General features: G+C 65.9%; 15 protein-coding genes. 8 read left to right on the top strand and 7 right to left on the bottom strand.

What is annotated here, in order from left to right; genetic code table 11:
- Positions 1–58 precede the first annotated feature (58 nt).
- Both ACSE4D_RS01900 and ACSE4D_RS01895 read right to left on the bottom strand, forming a co-directional pair.
- Positions 59–778 carry a GntR family transcriptional regulator gene (locus tag ACSE4D_RS01900; RefSeq protein WP_425119481.1) on the bottom strand — a complete coding sequence of 240 codons (720 nt, stop codon included), beginning with the start codon at positions 776–778 and terminating at the stop codon, positions 59–61.
- A gap of 11 nt (positions 779–789) precedes the next feature.
- Positions 790–2,466: a DUF885 domain-containing protein gene (locus ACSE4D_RS01895; protein ID WP_436326579.1), complete on the bottom strand. Its 1,677-nt coding sequence runs from the start codon at positions 2,464–2,466 to the stop codon at positions 790–792.
- A gap of 119 nt (positions 2,467–2,585) precedes the next feature.
- Between ACSE4D_RS01895 and ACSE4D_RS01890 the strand changes: the two genes are divergently transcribed.
- From ACSE4D_RS01890 to ACSE4D_RS01875, 4 genes are all read left to right on the top strand, one after another.
- Positions 2,586–3,782, top strand: coding sequence for an MFS transporter (locus ACSE4D_RS01890; protein ID WP_436326578.1), 1,197 nt, complete (start codon positions 2,586–2,588; stop codon positions 3,780–3,782).
- A gap of 188 nt (positions 3,783–3,970) precedes the next feature.
- Positions 3,971–4,768, top strand: coding sequence for a nitrilase-related carbon-nitrogen hydrolase (locus ACSE4D_RS01885; RefSeq protein WP_436326577.1), 798 nt, complete (start codon positions 3,971–3,973; stop codon positions 4,766–4,768).
- 210 nt (positions 4,769–4,978) lie between these two features.
- Positions 4,979–5,686, top strand: coding sequence for a TetR/AcrR family transcriptional regulator (locus tag ACSE4D_RS01880; RefSeq protein WP_425119478.1), 708 nt, complete (start codon positions 4,979–4,981; stop codon positions 5,684–5,686).
- A complete protein-coding gene (locus ACSE4D_RS01875) occupies positions 5,683–7,476 on the top strand; it encodes an MDR family MFS transporter (protein WP_425119477.1) in 1,794 nt (597 codons plus the stop codon). Before ACSE4D_RS01880 ends, ACSE4D_RS01875 begins: the two co-directional genes overlap by 4 nt.
- 211 nt (positions 7,477–7,687) lie before the next feature.
- Here the strand turns inward: ACSE4D_RS01875 and ACSE4D_RS01870 are convergent, their stop codons facing one another.
- Positions 7,688–8,101, bottom strand: a complete 414-nt coding sequence (locus ACSE4D_RS01870) for a hypothetical protein (protein ID WP_240689604.1) — start codon at positions 8,099–8,101, stop codon at positions 7,688–7,690.
- Positions 8,098–9,678 carry an acyl-CoA carboxylase subunit beta gene (locus ACSE4D_RS01865; RefSeq protein WP_135538092.1) on the bottom strand — a complete coding sequence of 527 codons (1,581 nt, stop codon included), beginning with the start codon at positions 9,676–9,678 and terminating at the stop codon, positions 8,098–8,100. The genes ACSE4D_RS01870 and ACSE4D_RS01865 overlap by 4 nt, the downstream gene beginning before the upstream one ends.
- A gap of 67 nt (positions 9,679–9,745) precedes the next feature.
- Here ACSE4D_RS01865 and ACSE4D_RS01860 point away from each other — a divergent pair, with 67 nt between their 5' ends.
- Together ACSE4D_RS01860 and ACSE4D_RS01855 are read left to right on the top strand one after the other, a co-directional pair.
- Complete coding sequence (locus ACSE4D_RS01860; RefSeq protein ID WP_135538094.1) at positions 9,746–10,618, top strand: biotin--[acetyl-CoA-carboxylase] ligase; 873 nt, start codon at positions 9,746–9,748, stop codon at positions 10,616–10,618.
- Positions 10,618–12,369 carry an adenylate/guanylate cyclase domain-containing protein gene (locus tag ACSE4D_RS01855; RefSeq protein ID WP_240689605.1) on the top strand — a complete coding sequence of 584 codons (1,752 nt, stop codon included), beginning with the start codon at positions 10,618–10,620 and terminating at the stop codon, positions 12,367–12,369. Before ACSE4D_RS01860 ends, ACSE4D_RS01855 begins: the two co-directional genes overlap by 1 nt.
- A 23-nt stretch (positions 12,370–12,392) precedes the next feature.
- Here the strand turns inward: ACSE4D_RS01855 and ACSE4D_RS01850 are convergent, their stop codons facing one another.
- The 3 genes from ACSE4D_RS01850 to ACSE4D_RS01840 form a co-directional block, all read right to left on the bottom strand.
- Positions 12,393–15,185: a DNA gyrase/topoisomerase IV subunit A gene (locus ACSE4D_RS01850; protein WP_135538096.1), complete on the bottom strand. Its 2,793-nt coding sequence runs from the start codon at positions 15,183–15,185 to the stop codon at positions 12,393–12,395.
- 148 nt (positions 15,186–15,333) lie between these two features.
- The gene (locus ACSE4D_RS01845; RefSeq protein ID WP_135538098.1) at positions 15,334–15,888 is read right to left on the bottom strand and encodes a TetR/AcrR family transcriptional regulator; all 555 of its coding nucleotides are present in this window, start codon (positions 15,886–15,888) and stop codon (positions 15,334–15,336) included.
- A gap of 272 nt (positions 15,889–16,160) precedes the next feature.
- A complete protein-coding gene (locus ACSE4D_RS01840; protein ID WP_436326576.1) occupies positions 16,161–18,833 on the bottom strand; it encodes a bifunctional acetate--CoA ligase family protein/GNAT family N-acetyltransferase in 2,673 nt (890 codons plus the stop codon).
- Positions 18,834–18,931: 98 nt separating this feature from the next.
- Between ACSE4D_RS01840 and ACSE4D_RS01835 the strand changes: the two genes are divergently transcribed.
- Positions 18,932–19,519 carry a DUF5998 family protein gene (locus ACSE4D_RS01835; protein WP_135538102.1) on the top strand — a complete coding sequence of 196 codons (588 nt, stop codon included), beginning with the start codon at positions 18,932–18,934 and terminating at the stop codon, positions 19,517–19,519.
- Complete coding sequence (locus ACSE4D_RS01830; protein WP_436326575.1) at positions 19,519–20,697, top strand: alkaline phosphatase family protein; 1,179 nt, start codon at positions 19,519–19,521, stop codon at positions 20,695–20,697. The genes ACSE4D_RS01835 and ACSE4D_RS01830 overlap by 1 nt, the downstream gene beginning before the upstream one ends.
- The last annotated feature ends 3 nt before the right edge of the window (positions 20,698–20,700 follow it).

The following is a 20,700-nucleotide window of genomic DNA, read 5'->3' as shown; positions in this document are numbered from 1 at the left end:
GCCTCTCAGCGACCCCGGCCGCCTGTTCGGCAACGGTCTCCTGACTGACCTCGGCCGCTCAGTCGGTCGGGTCCGACTCCTGCGGTGCGGCGGAGGGATCGGCCGGAGAACCGTCAGCTGAGTGGCCGGCCTGGGCCAGCCGTTTCGACTTCTTGTCGTGCTGCTCCTGGCTCGTGCCCAGGTGGCGGGCCGCCAGCGCGCCAGCGAGCTCCTGATCCCGACGGGCGATTGCGTCGAAGAGTTCAGCATGCTCGGTGGCCACGACGTCCAGGTCGTCATGCTGGCTCAGCTGCCAGCGCATCCGCGAATCGAGCAGGGTGCCGATCTCTGCCAGCAGCTCATTGCCGGAGAGTTCGACGACGATGGCATGGAATTCCGCGGCGCACCGGTGGGCTCCGACGACGTCGCCGGCGTCCGAGAGCTCACGGCCTTTGAGCATCGTCGCCTCGAGCCGTGCCAGACCCTGGCGAGTGTGCCTCTGGGCGGCGAGCTCGAAGGAGAGCACGTCGAATACCGTGCGCACCTCGTTGAGGTCGGCGATGTCGCTGGGGGAGAACTCCCGGACCGTCGACCACGTGTTCGGCCGATTCGTCACGAGCCCTTCGGAGGCGAGCTTCTTCAGCGCCTCTCGGATCGGTACGCGTGAGACACCGAGCTCGGTCGCGAGATTGCGTTCGACGAGCTTCTCACCCGGTGCCCGGTCGCCGTCGATGATCTCATTGCGCAGCACCTCGGTGACCCGCACGGTCTCCGAACGCGGAGTTTCAGCAGACGTCATCTCACCTCTTCTCACTGCGTGCGCTTCATCGCACGGCCGAGAGCGTCGAGGCCGACCGAACCGAGACCCAGCGCACGAGTGTGGAAGTCCTTGAGGTCGAAGTCGGCACCGGCGGCGGTTTTCGCCTCGTCCCGGTACTGCTCCCACAGCCGCTGACCGATCTTATAGCTCGGAGCCTGACCGGGCCAACCGAGGTAGCGGTCGAGTTCGAAGGCGAGGAAGGACCGGTCCATGGCGACATTGTCGGTGAGGAACTGCCAGGCCTTCTCTCGGTTCCAGATTCCCCCGCCGAGGCTGGAAGGGGCCTCGAGGCCGAGATGGAAGCCGATGTCGAGAACGACGCGAGCCGCCCGCAGACGCTGCGAATCGAGCATGCCGAGATAGTCGCCGGGATCGTCGAGGAAACCGAGATCGGCCATGAGCTTCTCCGCGTACAGTGCCCAGCCCTCACCGTGACCGGACACCCAGCACATGAGCCTGCGCCAGCGGTTGAGGGTGTCGGAGACGTACGTGGCCTGGCCGACCTGCAGGTGATGGCCAGGCACACCTTCGTGATAGACGGTCGTCTTCTCCTGCCAGGTGGCGAACTCCGTGACGCCTTCGGGCACCGACCACCACATGCGGCCGGGTCGGGAGAAGTCATCGGTCGGGCCCGTGTAGTAGATGCCGCCGGTGGCTGACGGTGCGATCATGCATTCGATCGTGCGCACGGGTTCGGGAATGTCGAAATGGGACTTGCCGAGTGCGGTGATCGCTTCGTCGGCCACCCCCTGCATCCACTCGCGCAGAGCATCGGCGCCCTTGAGGGTGCGGTCGGGATCTCTGTTCAGCTCCTCCATGACCTCGAACAGGTCTGCGCCGGGCAGGATCTTCGCAGCGATCTCGCGCTGTTCGGCATCGATGCGGGCGAGCTCTTCGAGCCCCCAGGCGTAGGTCTCGTCGAAGTCGACTTCGGCGCCGAGGAAGTCCCGGGAGTGCAGCGCATAGGCTTCGCGTCCGCAGGCTTCATTCTCTCCGCCGGCGGGCAGCAGCTGCTCACCGAGGAAGTCGGCAAGACCGGCGGCGGCTTCGCGGGCCGCCTCGGCGTGGGACTTCAGCTCGCCATGCAGAGTCTCGGGGACATCGCCTGCGCCGGTGGCGAGGCGGTCGAAGCTGCTGCCGGGCTCAGCGAGGGCACGAGCCTGTTCGATGACCTTCTCGATCTGTATCCGAGCGGCGACCTGACCGTCCTCGCGTGCCATCGCCAGCGACTCCTGATAGCCGGCGAGCGAGGAGGGCACCGCGGCCAGCGTGGTCGCGATGGTCTGCCAGTCGGCGACGGTGTCGGTGGGCATGAGGTCGAAGACGTCGCGGACCTGCTGGAGTGGGGATTCGATGACGTTGAGGCTGGAGTGCTTGAGTCCGGCTTCGTAGCAGTCCCGGTCGACACCGAGGCGATCTCGCATGGCATCGATGGTCACGAGATCGACCTCGTCGAGCTCGGATTCGGCCGCGGCCTCATCGAGTCGGGCCAGGGTCGCGACGGTGACATCATTGAGCGCGGCGAGCCCGGCGGGGGAGAAGTCATCGAGTCCCTGCTTGCCGTCGAGCCCGAGGTAGAGGGCCAGGGACGGGGAGAGGGCGAGCATGTCATCGACGTAGGCTTCGGCGACCGCGTCGACGGCGGACGGGGTTCTCTTCTGGGTCATGTCCTCCACCCTATCGCGAGCTGAGTCACATCCGCGGTGGACCCGAGCACTGTCGTGCTCTCGAACCCGCTAGTGTATCTAAGGTCCCGACGCACAGCAGAAAGAGAGGCCGAACTCCCGTGGCACGAGCGAAGCTGTGGACGAAGGACTTCATCGTCGGGATCGGTCTCAATCTGTCGATGTCGATGGTGTTCTACCTGCTCATGACGTCCATGGCCGGATACGCCGTCGCCCGGTTCTCCGCCGGGGAGGCTGCCGCCGGCTTCGCGTCCTCATCGTTCGTCCTCGGTGCCGTGGTCGCCCGTGTGCTCACGGGCAAGTATCTCGACTTCATCGGCCGTCGCACTCTGCTCATCATCACCATGGCGGTCTCGGTCCTCGCCTCGCTGGCGTATATGGCCGCCGACGGTCTCACACTCCTGCTCGTCCTCCGCATTGTCCACGGCATCGCCTTCGGAGCCGGGAACACCGCGATCATGACCGCCATCCAGAGCATCATCCCCGCCTCTCGGCGAGGTGAGGGGACCGGGTACTTCGGGACCGCGACGACTCTGTCGACGGCCCTCGGTCCGTACCTGGGGGTGATCATCCCCCGCGAATTCGACTTCGCGATGCTCTTCATCGCCTCGGCGATCATGTCCGTGTTCGCTCTCATCTCCTGTGTGCTCATCCGCCTGCCGGTCCAGGAGCTCAGCGACTATCAGCGCCGGACGAAATGGCAGCTCACCCTCGGCACGCTCGTCGACCGGGACGGTCTGCGCATCGGTTCGGTGATGCTGCTGGCCGGAACCGCGTACGCCGCGGCGCTCGTCTTCCTCGCCGGGTACGCGGCCGAACACGGAGTCGCTGCGGCGGCTTCGCTGTTCTTCGTCGCCTTCGCTGCGGCCTCACTGGTCGCCCGCCTGTTCGTCGGCCGGATGCAGGACGCCTTCGGCGACAATGCGGTGATCTTCCCCGTCTTCATCTGCGATATCGCCGGCAATCTCCTCCTGGCCCTGTGGCCGACGATGCCGGGAATCGTCCTCGCCGGTGTGCTCATCGGATTCGGCTTCGGTTCGCTCATGCCGTGCATGCAGGCGATCACGGTCAAATCCGTGCCGATGAGCAGGGTCCCCGAGGCCACCGCGTCGTTCTTCCTCCTCCTCGACGCGGGCTCGGGCATCGGCCCGGTGGTCCTCGGTTTCCTCTATCCGCTGACCGGAGGCAATGGCATGTTCCTCGTCTGCGCGGGACTCGTCGTCGCGGCCATCGTCGTCTACGTGTGGGTCCACGGACGTCGCCGAGGCGGTCGACCGGGCCGGGAATTCCTCGCCTGACAGGCACATGCCGCCACCGGGACCCCGTTCCGGGCTGCGTCGGCAGCCAGGTGGCTCCGCATGGTTGGGCTGTTCCGACGGCCAGGTGAGCTCCGCACGGTTCCGCCGGCGCGAGGGAGGAGATAGCCTGAGAGTGAACCGCAGGGAGGGCGCACCCTCCTTCGCACGCCCGTTTCCGGAGGATGAGAATGAAGTTCGCTCTCGCTCAGATCAACTCGACCACCTCGGTGTCCGACAACCTCGAGAAGGTTCGCACCTATGCGCATGAGGCAGCCGCTGCGGGCGCCCGGTTCATCGTCTTCCCCGAAGCCACGATGTCGGCCTTCGGGTCGGGACTGCGCGCCATCGCCGAGGAGAACTCCGAAACCTGGCGGACAGCGCTGCAGGAACTCGCCGTCGATTCCGGCATCACCGTCATCGTCGGCGAATTCGCCACGGCCGCGGACAAGGTCATCAATCTGCTGGCCGTGTACGCACCGAGCGGCGAACGCCGTGACTACGCGAAGATCCATCTCTACGACGCCTTCGGCTTCAAGGAGTCGGACACCGTCGAGGCCGGAGAGGAGCCGGTCGTCATCGACATCGACGGCGAAGACATCGGGCTGGCCCTGTGCTATGACATCCGCTTCCCCAAACTCTTCGCCGAACTCAGCCGACGCGGTGCCCGCCTCGCGCTTGTCGCCGCTTCCTGGGGCGCCGGTCCGCGCAAGGTCGAACAGTGGGAGATCCTCGCCCGGGCCAGGGCCTTGGACTCGAATATGTTCATCGCCGCCCTCGGCCAGGCCGATCCCGAAGTCACCGGAGTCGAGGTGCCGAAGAAGGGGCCGACCGGTGTCGGGCACAGCCTCGTGTCCGACCCCTTGGGCAAGGTGCTGGTCTCCCTCGACGGCGCCGAACGCCTCGAGATCGTCGACCTCGACCTCAGTGCCGCGGACTCCGCCGCCGAGACGGTCCCTGTGCTGGCCAACGCGAAGCTCGGCTACTGATGCGCATGTCGACCGTGCAGCTCATCCGCTGACGGTTTCGGCCCGTCCCCGAGGCTCGACTCGATGACCGAATGGCCCGACCGGAATCGGCGGCGACCCCGTTCGTCGACGGGGCACTGAATCCGGTTCGCTGCGGGAGCGATGGGAATGTGCCTCAGAACACGTTAGTTGCACTTGAGGCAAAAATGCACTGAGTGCAATACTGGGATCATGAGTTTCAGTTCCGACAAAGAGGAAGCGGCACCGTCCGAAGGGCTGCGTGAACGCAAGAAGCGCGAACGCGGCCAGGCCCTGCGCCGTGCCGCGATCGATCTGGCCCTGGAAAAGGGCTATCACAACGTCACCGTCGAAGACATCTGCGAACGCTGCGGAGTCTCCCGGCGCACCTTTTTCAACTACTACTCGTCGAAGGAAGAGGCCCTGCTCGGTCGCGCCGACACCGTGTTCGACGAAGAGGACCAACCGGCGATCGAGGAATTCGAAGCCGGCGGACCCCACGGCCGTCTCGTCGCCGATCTCGAACACCTGCTGTCCTTCATCGTCGCCACTCGGATGAGCAAACGCGAAGAGATGCACCAGTACCATCTCATGTTCAAACAGGACCCCTCGCTGCTGCAGCTGCAGATGGCGCGGATGGGCAACAACGAACGTCTCTTCCGACGGATCATCCAACGTCGCCTCGACGGCCGGCCCGGCACCGCCTCGGCGTCGGAATCCACGGGCACCGACGAGATCTTCTCCTGTTCGGAGACCGAGGACCAGGACGTCTCGGTGAGAGCCGAAGCCGTCGCCGCCCTGGCGATGATGGCGCTCAAGGCGACCTTCACGCGGATGCGCCGACTCGAAGGGGATCCGGGCCCGGTGGTCGACCGGCTCTTCGATGAACTGCGTGAGATCTTCAAGGAGGACGAAGAATGAGCACGAACGTGCAGCCGGCCGAGAAGTCCCCGATCGTCCTCACGAAGAAGACGATCGTCCTCATCTTCGCAGCCCTCATGGCTGCGATGTTCCTGGCCACCCTCGACCAGACGATCGTGTCCACAGCGATGCCGACCATCGTCGGCGAACTCGACGGTGTCGAACATCAGGCCTGGCTGGTCACCATCTATCTGCTCGCGATGACCATCGTCATGCCGCTCTACGGCAAGTTCGGCGACATGTGGGGACGCAAGATCATCTTCCTCGTCGCCATCGCGATCTTCGTCGTCGGCTCCTTCGGCTCCGGCATGTCCCAGTCCTTCTGGGAGCTCATCGCCTGGCGCGGATTCCAGGGCCTGGGCGGCGGCGGACTGATGATCCTCTCCCAGGCGATCATCGCCGACATCATCCCCGCCAGCGAACGCGGAAAGTACATGGGCCCGCTCGGCGGCCTGTTCGCGATCTCCAGCGTCCTCGGGCCGGTGCTCGGCGGATTCTTCACCCAGCACTTGGACTGGCGCTGGTGCTTCTGGATCAATGTGCCCATCGGCATCATCGCCTTCCTCATCGCACTCTTCGCTCTGCGCCTGCCCAGCCACCGCTCCGACCAGAAGGTCGACGTCCTCGGCATCGTGTTCATGATCGCCGCGACCTCGCAGCTCATCCTCGTCACCAGCTGGGGCGGCCACGACTATGACTGGGACTCACCGACGATCATCGGCCTCATCATCGGCACCATCGTGGCCGCGGTGATCTTCGTCATCGTCGAATCCAAGGTGTCGAACCCGATCATCCCGATCCGGCTGTTCAAGAACCCGACCTTCGTGCTCTCCACGACGATCGGTCTGCTGCTGGGCCTGGGGATGTTCTCCGCGATGGCGTTCCTGCCCACGTTCATGCAGATGGCTGCGGGCACCGATGTCACCGGGTCCGGGCTGCTCATGCTGCCGATGATGGCCGGCGTCATGCTCACCTCGATCGTCTCGGGCATCATCGTGTCGAAGACGGGCAAGTACAAGATCTACCCGCTGCTGGGCACCCTCATCGCCGGGGCCGGGCTCGCGTGGATGACGACGATGACCGCGGACACTTCGATGGTCCTCGTCGGCACGATGATCTTCACCATGGGCTTCGGACTCGGCTTGGTCATGCAGATCATCGTCCTCATCATCCAGAACTCCGTCGCCCCGGCGATGGTCGGCACGGCCACCTCGACGAACAACTACTTCCGGGAGATCGGTGCGTCGGTCGGCACGGCACTGTTCGGATCGATCTTCACCTCCCGACTCTCGGACAAGATCGCCGAGGCGATGGCAGGCCTGCCGGCGGATGCGGCCAATGCCGCGGCGGGCGCTCCCACGACGGATTCGCTGACGCCCGAGTCGGTGGCGAGCCTGCCCGGTCCGATCCACGACCTCGTCGTCAACGCCTATGCCGATGCGCTGGCGCCGTCGTTCTGGTACATGGTTCCGGTCTTCCTCCTCGCCTTCGTCCTCGCCTGGTTCCTCCCGCAGCTCAAACTCTCCGATGTCGCCGGGATGGTCGCTCGCGGTGAGGCCGTCTACGGAGAGGACATGGGCGGAGCCGCACGTGGGGACTCCGAGCCGCAGGGCCAGCAGCGACTGAGCACGATCTCGGTCGAGGAGCAGTCCCGTCCCGCACCCGGGGCCGAGACCGGCACGATCCGGGTAGCACCCGACACCGGTGCGCTGGGGACTGAGCCCGGCACGACCCGGGTGGCACCTGAGACCGGCGCGGATCCGGCTAAGGAACAGTACCGCCTGCGATAGTCGCGGAGTGTCGGCCCTGGCCGACCGGCGGCACCGAAAGGACCGCTGCGCGTCGAGCGGACCAGTTGCAACCGGTCCGCTCGACGCGCAGCGGTCCTTTCGGCGAGGCTCGTTCCGAGATGCGGTGCCGGCGGAGACACTGAGGGCACCGACAGTCGATCTGTCGGCGCCCTCAGCGAGCTCCTGCGGCGAGTCGTGTTCTGCCGAGAGGTCAGCGTCCCAGTTTCTGGGTCCAGGTCTGGGGGAGACGTCTGCGCACATTCCGGCGGGGAGCCCGGAAGCCTGCCAGGTCGCCCTTGCGGGTCTCGGATTCGGCTGCGGCTTCGGCCTGCTGCGCGGCGTAGGCGGTCGCCACCTGGCGGATTGCGACGACGGCGGCTACGGCCGCGGCGCTGGCCATCTCATCGCTGATCGGCTCTCCGTCATCGGCATGCACCCGTGATCGACTCTCGACCGAGGGCACCCGCAGCGTCTCCGGAGACTCCGCCACCGCCTCGGCGGTGTGGTCCGCTTCGATGGAGGTGGTCACTCCAGCTGCGGGGTCCGCTTCGGTTGAAGTGCTCGCCCCGGCGGTGTGGTCCGCTTCGGGCACGGCTGCGGAATCGGTGTGTGCATCCTCGCTCATAGTGGGATGTTACCGTGCTTGCGCGCGGGGGCGTCGACATGCTTGTTCTTCAGCGCCCGCAGGGAGCGCACGATCCGGTTGCGGGTTTCGCTGGGTTTGATGACGGCGTCGATGTACCCCTCTTCGGCGGCGAGGTACGGGTTGAGCAGCGCATCCTCGTAGTCCTGGATGAGTTCAGCGCGTGCGGCCTCGACGTCCTCACCGGCCTCTTCGACGGCCTTGAGCTTGCGTCGGTAGACGATGTTCGCCGCACCCTGGGCGCCCATCACGGCGATCTGCGCGCTCGGCCAGGCGAGGTTGATGTCGGCACCGAGCTGTTTCGAACCCATCACGCAGTAGGCACCGCCGTAGGCCTTGCGGGTGATGAGCGTGACGAGCGGGACCGTGGCCTCACCGTAGGCGTAGATGAGCTTCGCGCCCCGACGGATGATGCCGCCGTACTCCTGGTCGGTTCCGGGCAGGAACCCGGGCACATCGACGAAGGTGAGGATCGGGATGTTGAAAGCGTCGGCCAGGCGCACGAAGCGAGCGGCCTTCTCCGAAGCGTCGATGTCGAGGGTTCCGGCCAGCTGCATCGGCTGGTTGGCGATGACGGCGACACTGACCCCTTCGACTCGGCCGAAGCCGGTGACGACGTTGGGAGCGAAGAGTTCGGAGACCTGCAGGAACTCGCCGTCGTCGAGGACAGCGGTGACGACGTCGAGGATGTCGTAGGGCTGCGACGGAGAATCCGGCATCAGCGTATCCAGCGCCTCGTCTTCGGCCGTGAGCGTGAGATCGGATTCGAACTCGTCGGCATCGGCCGGATCGAGGTTGTTCTGCGGCAGGAAGGAGAGCAGATCGCGCACATAGTTGAGTGCGTCGTCCTCATCGCTGGCGAGGTAGTGGGCATTGCCCGAGACCGTGTTGTTCGTCCGGCCGCCGCCGAGCTCTTCGTGGCCGACCGACTCACCGGTGACGGTCTTGATGACGTCGGGGCCGGTGATGTACATGTGGCTGATCTGATCGACCATGATCGTCACGTCGGTGAGCGCGGGGGAGTAGACCGCACCGCCGGCCGAGGGCCCCATGATCAGCGAGATCTGCGGGATGACGCCGGAGGAGGCGACGTTGAGGCGGAAGATCTCGGCGAAGAGGGCGATCGAGCCGACGCCTTCCTGGATACGGGCGCCGCCGGAGTCGTTGATGCCGATGATCGGGCAGCCGAGCTTGAGCGCAAGCTTCTGCACCTTGACGATCTTGCGTCCGTTCGCTTCGGCGAGCGACCCGCCGAGGACCGTGAAGTCGTGAGCGAAGACCGCGACGGTCTTGCCTTCGATCGTGCCCAGGCCGCAGACCACACCGTCACCGTCGGGACGATTGTTCTCCATCCCGAACTGGTGGTTGTGGTGGCGGGCGAATTCGTCGATCTCCTGGAAGGAATCGTCATCGAGGAGAGCGTCGATGCGTTCACGGGCGGTCTGCTTGCCGCGCTTGTGCTGATTGTCCACCGAGCGCTGGTTGCCGGTGTGAGCCGCGTCCCGGCGCTGGATGAAAGCGTCGATGCGTTCGGCTGTAGTCCGTGGGGTATCCGTCATGCCTCCACAATAACGATGGAAGAGGCGATCATTGTGCACTCTCACCAAAAGAATCTAGAGTGGACTGGTGAACAGCCAACACCTTCCTCTTCTCGTCGACGCCGACTCCGTGCTCCGCGCAGCGGCGGACCGTGGGTTCTCGCTTCCGCCTCTGATCTGGGACGATGACTGTCCGTCGACGAATGACGACCTCGCTCGGCTGGTTCGCGAGAACGCAGCGAACGGCACCCCCTTGGCCGAGTTCACCATCCGCGGCACCGATTTCCAGAACTCCGGGCATGGTCGACTCGGGCGCACCTGGACTGTGCCTGCCCGTCGCTCGCTGACTTGGTCGATCCTCCTCACGCCCCCGGCCGGATTCACCCGCTGGGGCTGGATTGCGCTCATCGCAGGAGAGGCCGTGCGCTCTGCCGTCGCCGAGGTGGGGGTGCCCGCCGTCATTAAATGGCCCAATGATGTGCTCACCGCCGAAGGGAAGAAGCTGTGCGGGATCCTCGCCCGCATCGAACCCCTGGCCAGCGGTCCGCAGATCGTGCTGGGGATCGGGCTGAACACGCGATTGGAACCGGCAGACCTGCCGCGTGCCGATGCGAGCTCGATCGCCATAGAAACCGGCAGACACGGTTCAGAAATTGATCATGAAGCGTTGCTAGTCTCAATTCTGAGCACCTTGATTCCCTGTTTGAGAGAGCTGGCTGAGTATGGCGAGACGGATTTCCGTTCCAGCACTGCGGCGCAGAGAGTACGTGAGCACATGGTGACGCTCGGGACGCGAGTCCGAGTGGAGAAACCCGACGGCTCGGACCTCATCGGCATCGCCACCGGCCTCGACTCCGACGCTGACCTCATCATCGACGACCGCGTGTCCGTCAGCGCCGGCGACGTCCACCACCTGCGTCCCGTCGCACCGCCGACGGCTCCGACCGAAGGCGAGCGGTGATGGCGGTCTCCGATTTCACGGCCGGCTTCGACATCGTCGACCCCGAAAAGCTCGGCACCGCAGAAGTCGGGGCCGCCGACAGCCGGGACGAAGTCTCACAGTCGCAGAACACCGGAGGGCAGGCGGAGGACCGCGCAGCGAGCCCTTCCGACATGGAAGCTGATGTCGACGAGGCGGCAGCGGGCGCGAGCGACTCGACCAGTGCAGAGCCCCGTGCCGCCGAGTCCGGAGAGTCCGACCCCGATGTGCCGGTGGACGAAGCCCCTGCGTCGTCGACCGAGAGTGGGAACCGATCCGGCACCCGCGCCGAGGCCGATTCCGCCACCGATTCCGCCAGCGATTCCGCCAGCGAGGCGGGAGCCCCGTTCGAACCGAACTCGATTCCCGTCATCACCGAAGACCGACCGCCGACTCACTCGGCCGACGACTCGGGGCCGCAGGGCAGTGCAGCAGCCGCCTCGGTGCCGGGGATCGAATACGGCGATGACGATCTGGTCCGCGGAATCGAGACCACCGACGCAAGCGACTCCGCAGGCCGGGGCGCAGGCGAGACGAACACGCGGGCCGACGACGAGGAGGACTTCTTCAGCGGACTGCGGGAGGACCCGCGGACCTCGGCGATGCCGACCGTCGAGGACGACGACGGGAGCGCATCGGTCAACGTCGATGCCGACGCTCCGGACTTCGATGACACGATCTATGAGACGCGGACGGCGGCTGAACGCCTCGAAGAGATCCTGCTCGACGGCAAACGCGTCCTCGACCGGCGTGAGGCCGCGAAGCTCGGCGGGATCTCGACGGTATCGGCACGCAAGATGTGGCGCGCGCTGGGCATGTCTCAGGCGAACGAATCGGACAAGGCCTACACCGTCAGTGATGCTCATGCGCTGCGGATCTGGGCGAAGCCCGTCGCCGACGGCCTCATCGACCAGACCACTGCGCTGTCGCTGGCGCGTGCGATCGGACAGACCACGGACCGTCTCGTCGTCTGGCAGATGGAGACGCTCGTCGAGTTCCTCACCGAGGAGAAGGGACTGACCGATCCGGAAGCCCGACGTGATGCCCTGCAGGTCGTCGAGGACATGATCGACCCTCTGCAGAAGATGCTCACCTATTCATGGCGACGCAACCTCGCCGATGTCATGGGGCGACTCAACGTCAACGTCTCCGACGGGCTGGCCATGGACAACCGTCAGGGCTGGTACGACTCATCGATGCCCTTGGCCAGGGCCGTCGGATTCATCGACCTCGTCTCCTTCACCCGTCTCTCGCAGAAGATGGAACCGCGGCAGCTGGCGAACATGGTCCAGGAGTTCCAGGGCATGGCCTACAACATCGTCGCCACCGGCGGCGGCCGCGTCATCAAGACCGTCGGGGATGAGGTGTTCTTCGCCGCCTCGACGCCGCTGGCCGGAGCCGAGATCGCGATGACGCTCATGGAACGGGTCACCGCGGCCGAAGACCTGCCGCAGGCGCGGGTCGGGTTCGTCTGGGGACGTGTGCTCTCCCGCCTCGGCGACATCTTCGGTTCCAGCGTCAACCTCGCGGCACGGCTGACGGCCGTCGCCGATCCCGGCACGATCTTCACCGACGAAGAGACGGCGCGGGTGCTCTCGGCCTCCGACGACTATGTCTACGAACCGCGTGATTCGATCTCGCTCCACGGTCTCGGGGAGACCTCGATCGGTGAGATGAAGCGCGGCACCGCGACGCGGATGCGCCTCGATCTCGACGACGAGGGAGAGGGCTGAGCGCCCCGAGATGTTCGACGGACTCAGAACAGTGCTGAGCCGTCATCGTCCTCATCGTCGTGGGAGACGATGACGGCGTCCTCGTCATCGAACTTCGCCCGGGCGATCTCGTCCTTCGCATCATCGAGATCGAGTTCGAGCCCATCGAAACTCGTCGCCAATCCCTGCTGACCACGCTGTCCCCTGCCCGCAGGCTTCTTGCCCCCGGACTTCTTGCCTGCGGGCTTCGCCTTCCCGGCGCGCGGGGCAGAACCGGAACTCGCCTCGGCGGTCGATTCTGCAGTATCGGTCGTCGCCTGGCCACCGGTCTCGGCGTCCTCCGCCGCGTCTGCTGCGGAATGGTCGATGCTCTCGGCCCCACCGAGGCGGGGCAGAGTGCCGATGACGTCGATCTTCGACTCCAACGGGGATCCCGTGCCGTCACGCCGCGACAGTTCCGCGGGCAACGTGCGAGCACCGCCGGCCGAGGCTGCGGCCTGCGGCGAATCCCCGACCCATGCCAGAGACAGCTCGGTCTCTCCCTTGAGGAACTTGTGCGCCCGCACACCCGAGGTGGCCCGGCCCTTCGTCGGGAACTCGGAGAACTCACTGACCTTGATCGATGAGGACGGGGCGCCGTAGAAGTTCTCTCCGCTGGCGATGGTGACGACGGCGAAGCTGCCGAGTTCGGCGTCCGCGGCTCCGTCTTCATCGGTCTTCGCGGCCTTCGGCGTCATCCCGAAGAACACCACCCGGGCGTCGGCTGCGACCTTGATCCCGGCCACGCCCGAAGCATTCCATCCCTGGGCCCGCAGCCCGGAGGCGTCGAAGGCGAGCAGCTGAGCGTTCGAGGTCACGAACACGGCCAGGGAATCATCGATGTCCTCCGGCTGGGCGACGCCGACGACGGTGTCCTTGCCTTTGAGAGTGATCGTCTCCCACTCGTTCTTGTTCGGTCGTCCGGCCACCGACACGCGCTTGACCACGCCCTGGGCGGTGCCGACGACGAACTCGCGATCGAGGTCGATGAGCCCGAGGATCTTCTCGTTCTTCTCCAGGGCCGCATACTCGGCGATCTTCACACCACCGGCGACATTCGGTCGCGCGGCGGCCGGAGGCAGTGCCGGAAGGTCGACGACATCGACCATATGCAGGCGTCCGGCCGTGGTCACCGCACCGACTTTGCCCTGGGTTGTGGTCACGATCTCCGAGGTCAGCGCATCATGGCTCGAGCGTCGGCCCTCCCGCGCCAGGGGTGCGGCATCCGAGGTGCGCGCGATGCGTCCGGAAGTCGACAGCAGCACCCGGCAGGGGGAATCGGCGATCTTGAGGTTCGTCGGCGCCTTCCTGCCCTTGGCGGTGAGCTCCTTCATCGACCCCTCGATGAGGACGGTCCGCCGCGGCGTCCCGATGATCTCAGCGGTCGCTTCGAGCTCGGTGGCGACGAGTTCGCGCAGCTTGGCCTCATCGGCCAGCAGCGACTCGAGGTAGTCGATGCGCTTCTTCAGCTCGTCCCGCTCGGCTTCGAGCTCGAGGCGGGAGAACTTCGTGAGCCGGCGCAGCTGCAGGTCGAGGATGTAGGTCGCCTGCAGCTCGGAGAGCTCGAAGACGTCCATGAGCCGGGTGCGTGCCGTGGCCGCATCATCGGAGGAGCGGATGAGTTGGATGACCTCGTCGATGTCGAGGATCGCGATGAGCAGACCCTCAACGAGGTGGAGCCGGTCCTTGGCCTTGCGCAGCTGGAAGACCGTGCGCCGACGGACGACGTCGATGCGGTGGCTGAGGTAGACCGTGAGCAGCTGCCGCAGCCCCAGCGTCGAGGGCTGGCCTTCGACGAGGCAGACGTTGTTGATGCCGAAGGACTCCTCGAGCGGAGTCTGCCGGTAGAGCTCGGCCAGCACCGCCTCGGGGTTGAAGCCGTTCTTGATCCCGATGACCAGACGCATGCCGTTCTTGCGATCGGAATAGTCGTCGATCGAAGCGATTCCCGTCAGCTTCTTCGCACCGACGGCATCCTTGACCTTCGAGACCACCTTCTCCGGGCCGACGAGGTAGGGCAGTTCGGTGACGACGATGCCCTTGCGGCGGGCGCTGATGTTCTCGATCGAGACGGTGGCGCGGGTCCGGAAGGTGCCGCGTCCCGTCTCGTAGGCCTCACGCACACCGTCGAGGCCGATGATCCGACCTCCGGTGGGCAGGTCGGGTCCGGGGATGAAGCGCATGAGCTCGGCCAGACCGGCCTCTGGGTTGCGGATGAGGTGCGCACAGGCGGCGATGACCTCTCCGGGGTTGTGCGGGGCCATGTTCGTGGCCATGCCCACGGCGATGCCCGAAGCCCCGTTGATGAGCAGGTTCGGGAAGGCGCTCGGCAGCACTTCGGGCTGGGTGAGCGTGTTGTCGTAGTTCGGAACGAAGTCGACGACGTCCTCGTCGAGACCGGCGATCATCTGCATCGACGCTGTGGTCAGGCGGGCCTCGGTGTAGCGGGGTGCGGCGGGACCGTCGTCGAGGGAGCCGAAGTTGCCGTGCCCGTCGACCAGCGGCACCCGCATGATGAAGCTCTGGCTCAGACGCACCAGTGCGTCATAGATCGCCGAATCGCCGTGGGGGTGGAGCTTGCCCATGACATCGCCGACGATGCGGGAGGACTTCACATGACCGCGCTCCGGGCGCAGCCCCATATCGCCCATCTGGTAGACGATGCGACGCTGCACGGGTTTGAGGCCGTCACGAGCATCAGGCAGTGCGCGTGAGTAGATGACCGAATACGCATACTCGAGGTACGAGCTCTCCATCTCTGAGGAGACGTCGACATCGATGACTCTGCCTTCGGGCATGGAACTCCTTTGACACACGAACTGTTCGATTCGGACGCCTGCCCGCTCCGAAGCCGTGCCTCAGCGTGGGCGTGCACCTGTCGATTCTAGCGTTCGATTTGCGTTCTCCGGTTCAATCGGGAGTTCCCGGAGGTTTCGTGTCGGAAGTTCAGGCTTCTTCGCGCGTTGAGCGAAGCCAGACGAAGAAGTCCTTGAGGTAGGCCTCGACGTGGGAGCGTTCAGCGGTTCCGGCAACGAGTTCGCTGAGCATCATGCCCGCGACCGAGCTGTTGACCCGCCGCGCGTATTCGGCGTCGATTCCCGCGAAGCGCATGATGAAGTCCTGGATCGCGCGGAGGTTCTTCTCCTTGGCGATCACGGCCTCCGGCGGCAGCGCCGGATCGAGGCTGAGCATCATCATCGTGTAGAAGCGGTTGCGGTCGGTGGTCAGCCAGTTCATGCAGAAATCGATGGCGACCTCGATCGGATCGGCGTCCGGAGAGCGCATCAGCTCGGGAATGCGTTCGAGCTGCTGGGAGTTCAGTTCCCCGATGCGTTCCATGATTCCGGTGATCAGGGCGTCCCGGGTGCGGTAGACATTCGAGGTCGATCCGACCGGCAGCTCTGCCAATGCGTCGACTGCTCGGTGGGTGAGTCCGCGGACACCTTGTTCGGCGACTACGGCGATCGCGGAGTCGGTGACGACGTCTCTGCGCGAAATCATGACTGTGAGGCCTCGCTCTCGTGGGACATCCGCAGGTCGCCGGTGCCGTGGACGGTGAATGGTCAGGATGCTGACCACAGATGGTGGCCGCCGGAGCGGCCACTCATGGAAAACACGAATTCATAACTATTCGTGTCGAATGGATACAGACACTACCCGTCAAGTCTGCGAATTGGTATAGGACTCGCCAATCTGAGAGTCGGTTCCCAAAATTCGGAGCCGGTCTCGGGCCGGCGCAGATTCCGCGTTCAGTTTTCGCCGCCGTTTCGGGCTCAGCTGAGGAGCCGTCGAGTCCCGTCGATGCGGGTGGGATCCGGCAGCAGATCGACGTGGGCGCTGAGCACGTGGGACTCGGTTTCCGTGGCGACCACGGGGTGGATGACGAGCTCGAGGATCTGCGGGTGATTCTCCACCAGCACCGAGAGCCTCTCGATCACCGTGCGCAGAGGTTCGATGTTCATCGGCGGCAGGCCCCGGTAGCCGAACAGGCGTGGGGAGGACTTGATCGAGCGGATCATGTCCTCGGCCTCTTTGTCCGTGATCGGGGCGACCCGGTGCTCGACGTCTCCGAGGAGCTCCGTGGAGTCGCCGGCCAGAGAGAAGGCCAGCAACGGACCGAGCAGCGGGTCCTCTCCGGCTCGGATCACGCAGGGCACACCGTGTGGGGCCATCGCCTGCACGTCGACGAGCGGTTCGTCCTCATCGGTGAGCTGACGGATGGTGTCCTGGACGGCGGCGAAATCCTCGGCGAGCTCTTCCGGAGAGTCGATGTTCAACCGCACACCGCCGAGCTCCATCCGGTGCCGCAGCATCTTCGTCACCGCCTTGAGGGCAACGGGATAGCCGATGGTCTCCGCCGCGGCGAGCCCCTCTTCGACCGAGGACGCCGCAATATAGGGCAGCACCTCGATGCCGTAGGCGTTGAGCAGGGCGCGGGTGTCATCGCGTTCGAGCCGTACCGGAGCGCCCGGCTTGGCGCCGTCGAGCGCCGAGTCGATGATCGAACGCACCTTCTTGTCATCGATGTCATCGAGTTCGACGTACGTGCCGTGATCGGCGGCCCGCCAGCGGGCATAGTCCGTCGCCCGGGCCAGCGCCCACACCGCGTCCTCGGGACCGATGTAGCTGGGCACGGTGTGGGAGACGCGGTTGCCCTCGTCATCGGTGAGGAAAGTGGTGAGTTCGTCGTGGACGCCCTGGATGCCGAGGAAGCACGCGACCGTGGTCTTGCCCGACCTCGCAGCCGATTCGGACAGCAGCGCGGCGATCTCCGCTTCCTCGGCCCCCGCCGACGGGGTGAACGTGACGATGACCGAATCGACGTCGTCGCGGTCGTACATCGCATCGAGTTCTGCGCGGAAGGTCTGCGTATCGACCTCCGGGTGCAGGGAGACCGGGTCCGTGTCGACGCGCAGACCCTCGGATCGGGCCCGTTGCATGATCAGCGTGCCCATCGCCGCGGAGTTGCCGATCACACCGACCCGGCGGCCGGCGGGCAGCTTCTGCGAGGAGAAGACCTGAGCGAGGTCGAAGAGGCGGTGGACGGTGTCGGCGCGGATCACGCCCGCCTGTTCGAGCACCTGATCGAGCGTGTTCGGGGCCAGGGAGGAGGTGCGCACGATATGCCCGGGCGGCAGCTCTCGCCCAGTGAGGTCGGACTTGATGACGATGACCGGTTTGACGCGCGAGACCCGGCGGGCGATGCGCGAGAACTTGCGCGGATTGCCGATCGATTCGAGATAGAGGCCGACGGTCTGCGTGGCCGGGTCCTCCTCCCAGTACTGGAGCAGGTCGTTGCCCGACAGGTCGGCCCGGTTGCCTGCGGACACGAAGGTGGAGATGCCCAGGCCGCGGTTCTTCGCCGCCGCCAGCAGCGCGGTGCCCAAGGCCCCCGACTGGCTGAACAGTCCGAGTGTGCCCGAAGCGGGCAGGAACGGTGCGAGCGAGGCATTGAGGGAGATGTCTTCGGCCTCATTGACCAGGCCGAAGGAGTTCGGCCCGACCACCCGCATGCCGTAGGCGCGCGAGGTCGCGACCATCCGCCGCTGCAGCTCGGCGCCCTCGGGGCCGGTTTCGGCGAAGCCGGAGGAGATGACGAGCACGGCCTTGACTCCGTGCACGGCACAGTCCTTGACCACCTCGGTGACGGATTCGGCCGGAACGGCGATGACGGCGAGGTCGGCCTTGCCGGGCAGATTCTCCAGGCTCGGGTAGGCCTGGACTCCGGCGATCTGATCGGCCTCGGGATGGACGACCCAGAGGTCGCCGGCGAATTTTGCGGCCGTGATGTTGCGGATGAGCAGATGACCGGTGGAGTTGCGCTTCCGGCTGGCGCCGATGACCACCACCGAGGTGGGGTGGAGGACCGTGCGCACGCTCAGGGCCTCGGCCCTGTGTTCGCGGGAGGCCTGGACCTCGATCGAACGCGCCGTCGGGTCGATGTCGAAGTTCACGGCCACGACGCCGTCGTCGAAGCCGCGGGAGACCTCGTAGCCGGCGGCCTGGAAGACCTGAAGCATCGAGCGGTTCTGAGGCAGCACCTCGGCGGTGAACCTCTGGATCCCCGCCTCACGCGCGGCCGCGGCGAGGTGCTCGAGGAGGATCGAGCCGATGCCGCGTCCCTGGTGGGCGTCGGCGATGTTGAAGGCCACCTCGGCGTCGGTGTCGGAGATCTTGTCGAACCGGCCCACGCCGATGATGTCATCGCCGATGAGCATGATCAGAGCGACACGATCGTGATGGTCGACGTTGACGAACCGGTCGAGGTCGCGCTGCGGCAGCCGCGGCAGCGGGGCGAAGAAGCGCAGATACACGGACTCCGGCGACTGGGCCTCATGCATCCGGGACAGGGCATCGGCATCAGCGGGAGTGATCGGACGCAGATGGGCGGTGCCGCCGTCGCGGAGGACGACATCGGCTTCCCACCCGGCAGGATAGTTTTCCATGTTCCCAGCATATGCGTCTGCTCACGTTTGTGGCCGACCGTCCTCGGAAGTGTCGGGGGCGCTGGGAAGTGTCAGGGGAGTGGGGCACAATAGTGGGCATGGCATTACCCGAGGTTCTCGTTCACGATCTGCAGTCGGCCGGCTACTATCCTCAGCTGACCCAAGGCATACTCGCCGACTCCCTCTTCGACGAACCGGTACTGGCCCACTTCGTCCACATCGACACCCATGTCGACATCGAATCCATCCACCGTCACGTCACCGCTTTCGTCCTCACCGAGACCCGGCTGCTGCTGGCCCACGTCGATGACGATCCGAACGCCGAACCCGGGTCCAAACCGCGGGCGGTCACGAGCAGCGAGGACATCGACCTCGACCGGCTCGGCACCGTGATGGTCGGCCGCACCTTCGCCGATCCGGCCGCCTACAAACCCGGCGACAAACCCGTCGAGGTCTCCCTCACCCTGTCCTGGGGAGCGTCGAAGCGGATCGAAGCCTTCCCCGAGACGTGCGGGGATCCCGACTGCATGGGCGACCACGGCTACGGCGGATCGATGTTCGCCGAGGATGTCATGCTCCGAGTCTCCGCCCAAGCCGAAGGCCAGGCCGCCGTCGACCGGATCACCGAATTCGCCGGCAAGCTGCGCGCCGCGGTCTTCCACGCCCGGCTGCGGTCACGCCGCTGATGGGCGACGCGGCCGCGCAGACACCCGCAGGCAACGGTCTCTTGGGCCCACCGGACTATTCGGGGCCCATCCTCTCCGACATCGTGCCCGCCGCCGCGCTCAGCCTCGGCGCCGGGGGCATCTTCGACGCCGAGGCGCGTGAGCGGGCTCGGGCCCTCGGGCTCGACCGGGACTCACGGACCACGATCGTCGTGCTCATCGACGGCCTCGGTGAGCAGCAGCTGCGCCGCTTCAGCGGATACACTCCGTTCTTCCGGTCGCAGGCAGAGGCCCGCCGGACTCTGTCGGCCGGGTTCCCTTCGACCACCGCGAACTCCCTGTCCTCCTTGGCCACGGGCCGGCTGCCCGGTGCCCACGGGGTCGTCGGCTATCGCGTCCTCGACCCGGAGAAGGACGCGGTATTCAACCAGCTGACCTGGAACCTCGACGTCGACCCCGTCGCCTGGGTCCCTGATGCCACCCTGTTCGAACGACTCACCGACGTCGGCGTCGATGTGGTCAGCCTCGGTGAGAAGAAGTTCGCCGGACGCGGGCTCAATCGCGCGTCTCTGCGCGGTGGCCGGTTCCGGGATTCGAAGACACTGGAGGATCGCTGCGCGCAGGCCCTCGCCGAAGCGAAGGCTCCGGGCCGGCGACTCGTCTACCTCTATTGGGGAAACCTGGATAAGACCGGTCATGTGCACGGTTCGGATTCGGCGGCCTGGACCGAAGAGCTCGAACGCGTCGACCTCGCCCTGTCCCGGCTCGCCGCGGACCTGACCCACGATGCGACGATGCTCGTGACCGCCGACCACGGCATGGTTGACATCGATCATGACCGACGCCTCGACCTCGCCTCGGCTCCCGATCTCAAGTCCGGGCTGCGCCACGTCGGAGGGGAACCGCGAGCTCTGCATCTCTATGCCGAGCCCGGCGCCGAGGCCGACGTCGAATCCGCGTGGTCAGAGACGCTCGGCGACCGGGCGCTGATCATCCCGAAGTCCCAGGCCATCGCCCGCGGATACTTCGGTCCCGTCGCCGCACACGTGAACCCGCGGATCGGGGACTTCGTCGTCATCTGCTCCGACGGATTCGCCGTCGTCGATTCGGACGTGGAGTCCGCCTCGGCGCTGGCGCTGATCGGCCACCACGGCTCGACGACGGAACGCGAACTGCAGATCCCGCTCCTCGTCCTCTGAGAT

The sequence above is a fragment of the Brevibacterium sp. FAM 27836 genome (genome assembly GCF_051351055.1).
Classification (GTDB): domain Bacteria; phylum Actinomycetota; class Actinomycetes; order Actinomycetales; family Brevibacteriaceae; genus Brevibacterium.
This window is presented reverse-complemented; position numbering and strand designations above follow the sequence as displayed.

Bases quoted from the DNA above. Each gene is read 5' to 3' on its own strand.
- ACSE4D_RS01900 (WP_425119481.1), bottom strand. From the start codon at position 778: ATGACGTCTGCTGAAACTCCGCGTTCGGAGACCGTGCGGGTCACCGAG.
- ACSE4D_RS01895 (WP_436326579.1), bottom strand. From the start codon at position 2,466: ATGACCCAGAAGAGAACCCCGTCCGCCGTCGACGCGGTCGCCGAAGCC.
- ACSE4D_RS01885 (WP_436326577.1), top strand. From the start codon at position 3,971: ATGAAGTTCGCTCTCGCTCAGATCAACTCGACCACCTCGGTGTCCGAC.
- ACSE4D_RS01880 (WP_425119478.1), top strand. From the start codon at position 4,979: ATGAGTTTCAGTTCCGACAAAGAGGAAGCGGCACCGTCCGAAGGGCTG.
- ACSE4D_RS01875 (WP_425119477.1), top strand. From the start codon at position 5,683: ATGAGCACGAACGTGCAGCCGGCCGAGAAGTCCCCGATCGTCCTCACG.
- ACSE4D_RS01870 (WP_240689604.1), bottom strand. From the start codon at position 8,101: ATGAGCGAGGATGCACACACCGATTCCGCAGCCGTGCCCGAAGCGGAC.
- ACSE4D_RS01865 (WP_135538092.1), bottom strand. From the start codon at position 9,678: ATGACGGATACCCCACGGACTACAGCCGAACGCATCGACGCTTTCATC.
- ACSE4D_RS01855 (WP_240689605.1), top strand. From the start codon at position 10,618: ATGGCGGTCTCCGATTTCACGGCCGGCTTCGACATCGTCGACCCCGAA.
- ACSE4D_RS01850 (WP_135538096.1), bottom strand. From the start codon at position 15,185: ATGCCCGAAGGCAGAGTCATCGATGTCGACGTCTCCTCAGAGATGGAG.
- ACSE4D_RS01845 (WP_135538098.1), bottom strand. From the start codon at position 15,888: ATGATTTCGCGCAGAGACGTCGTCACCGACTCCGCGATCGCCGTAGTC.
- ACSE4D_RS01840 (WP_436326576.1), bottom strand. From the start codon at position 18,833: ATGGAAAACTATCCTGCCGGGTGGGAAGCCGATGTCGTCCTCCGCGAC.
- ACSE4D_RS01835 (WP_135538102.1), top strand. From the start codon at position 18,932: ATGGCATTACCCGAGGTTCTCGTTCACGATCTGCAGTCGGCCGGCTAC.
- ACSE4D_RS01830 (WP_436326575.1), top strand. From the start codon at position 19,519: ATGGGCGACGCGGCCGCGCAGACACCCGCAGGCAACGGTCTCTTGGGC.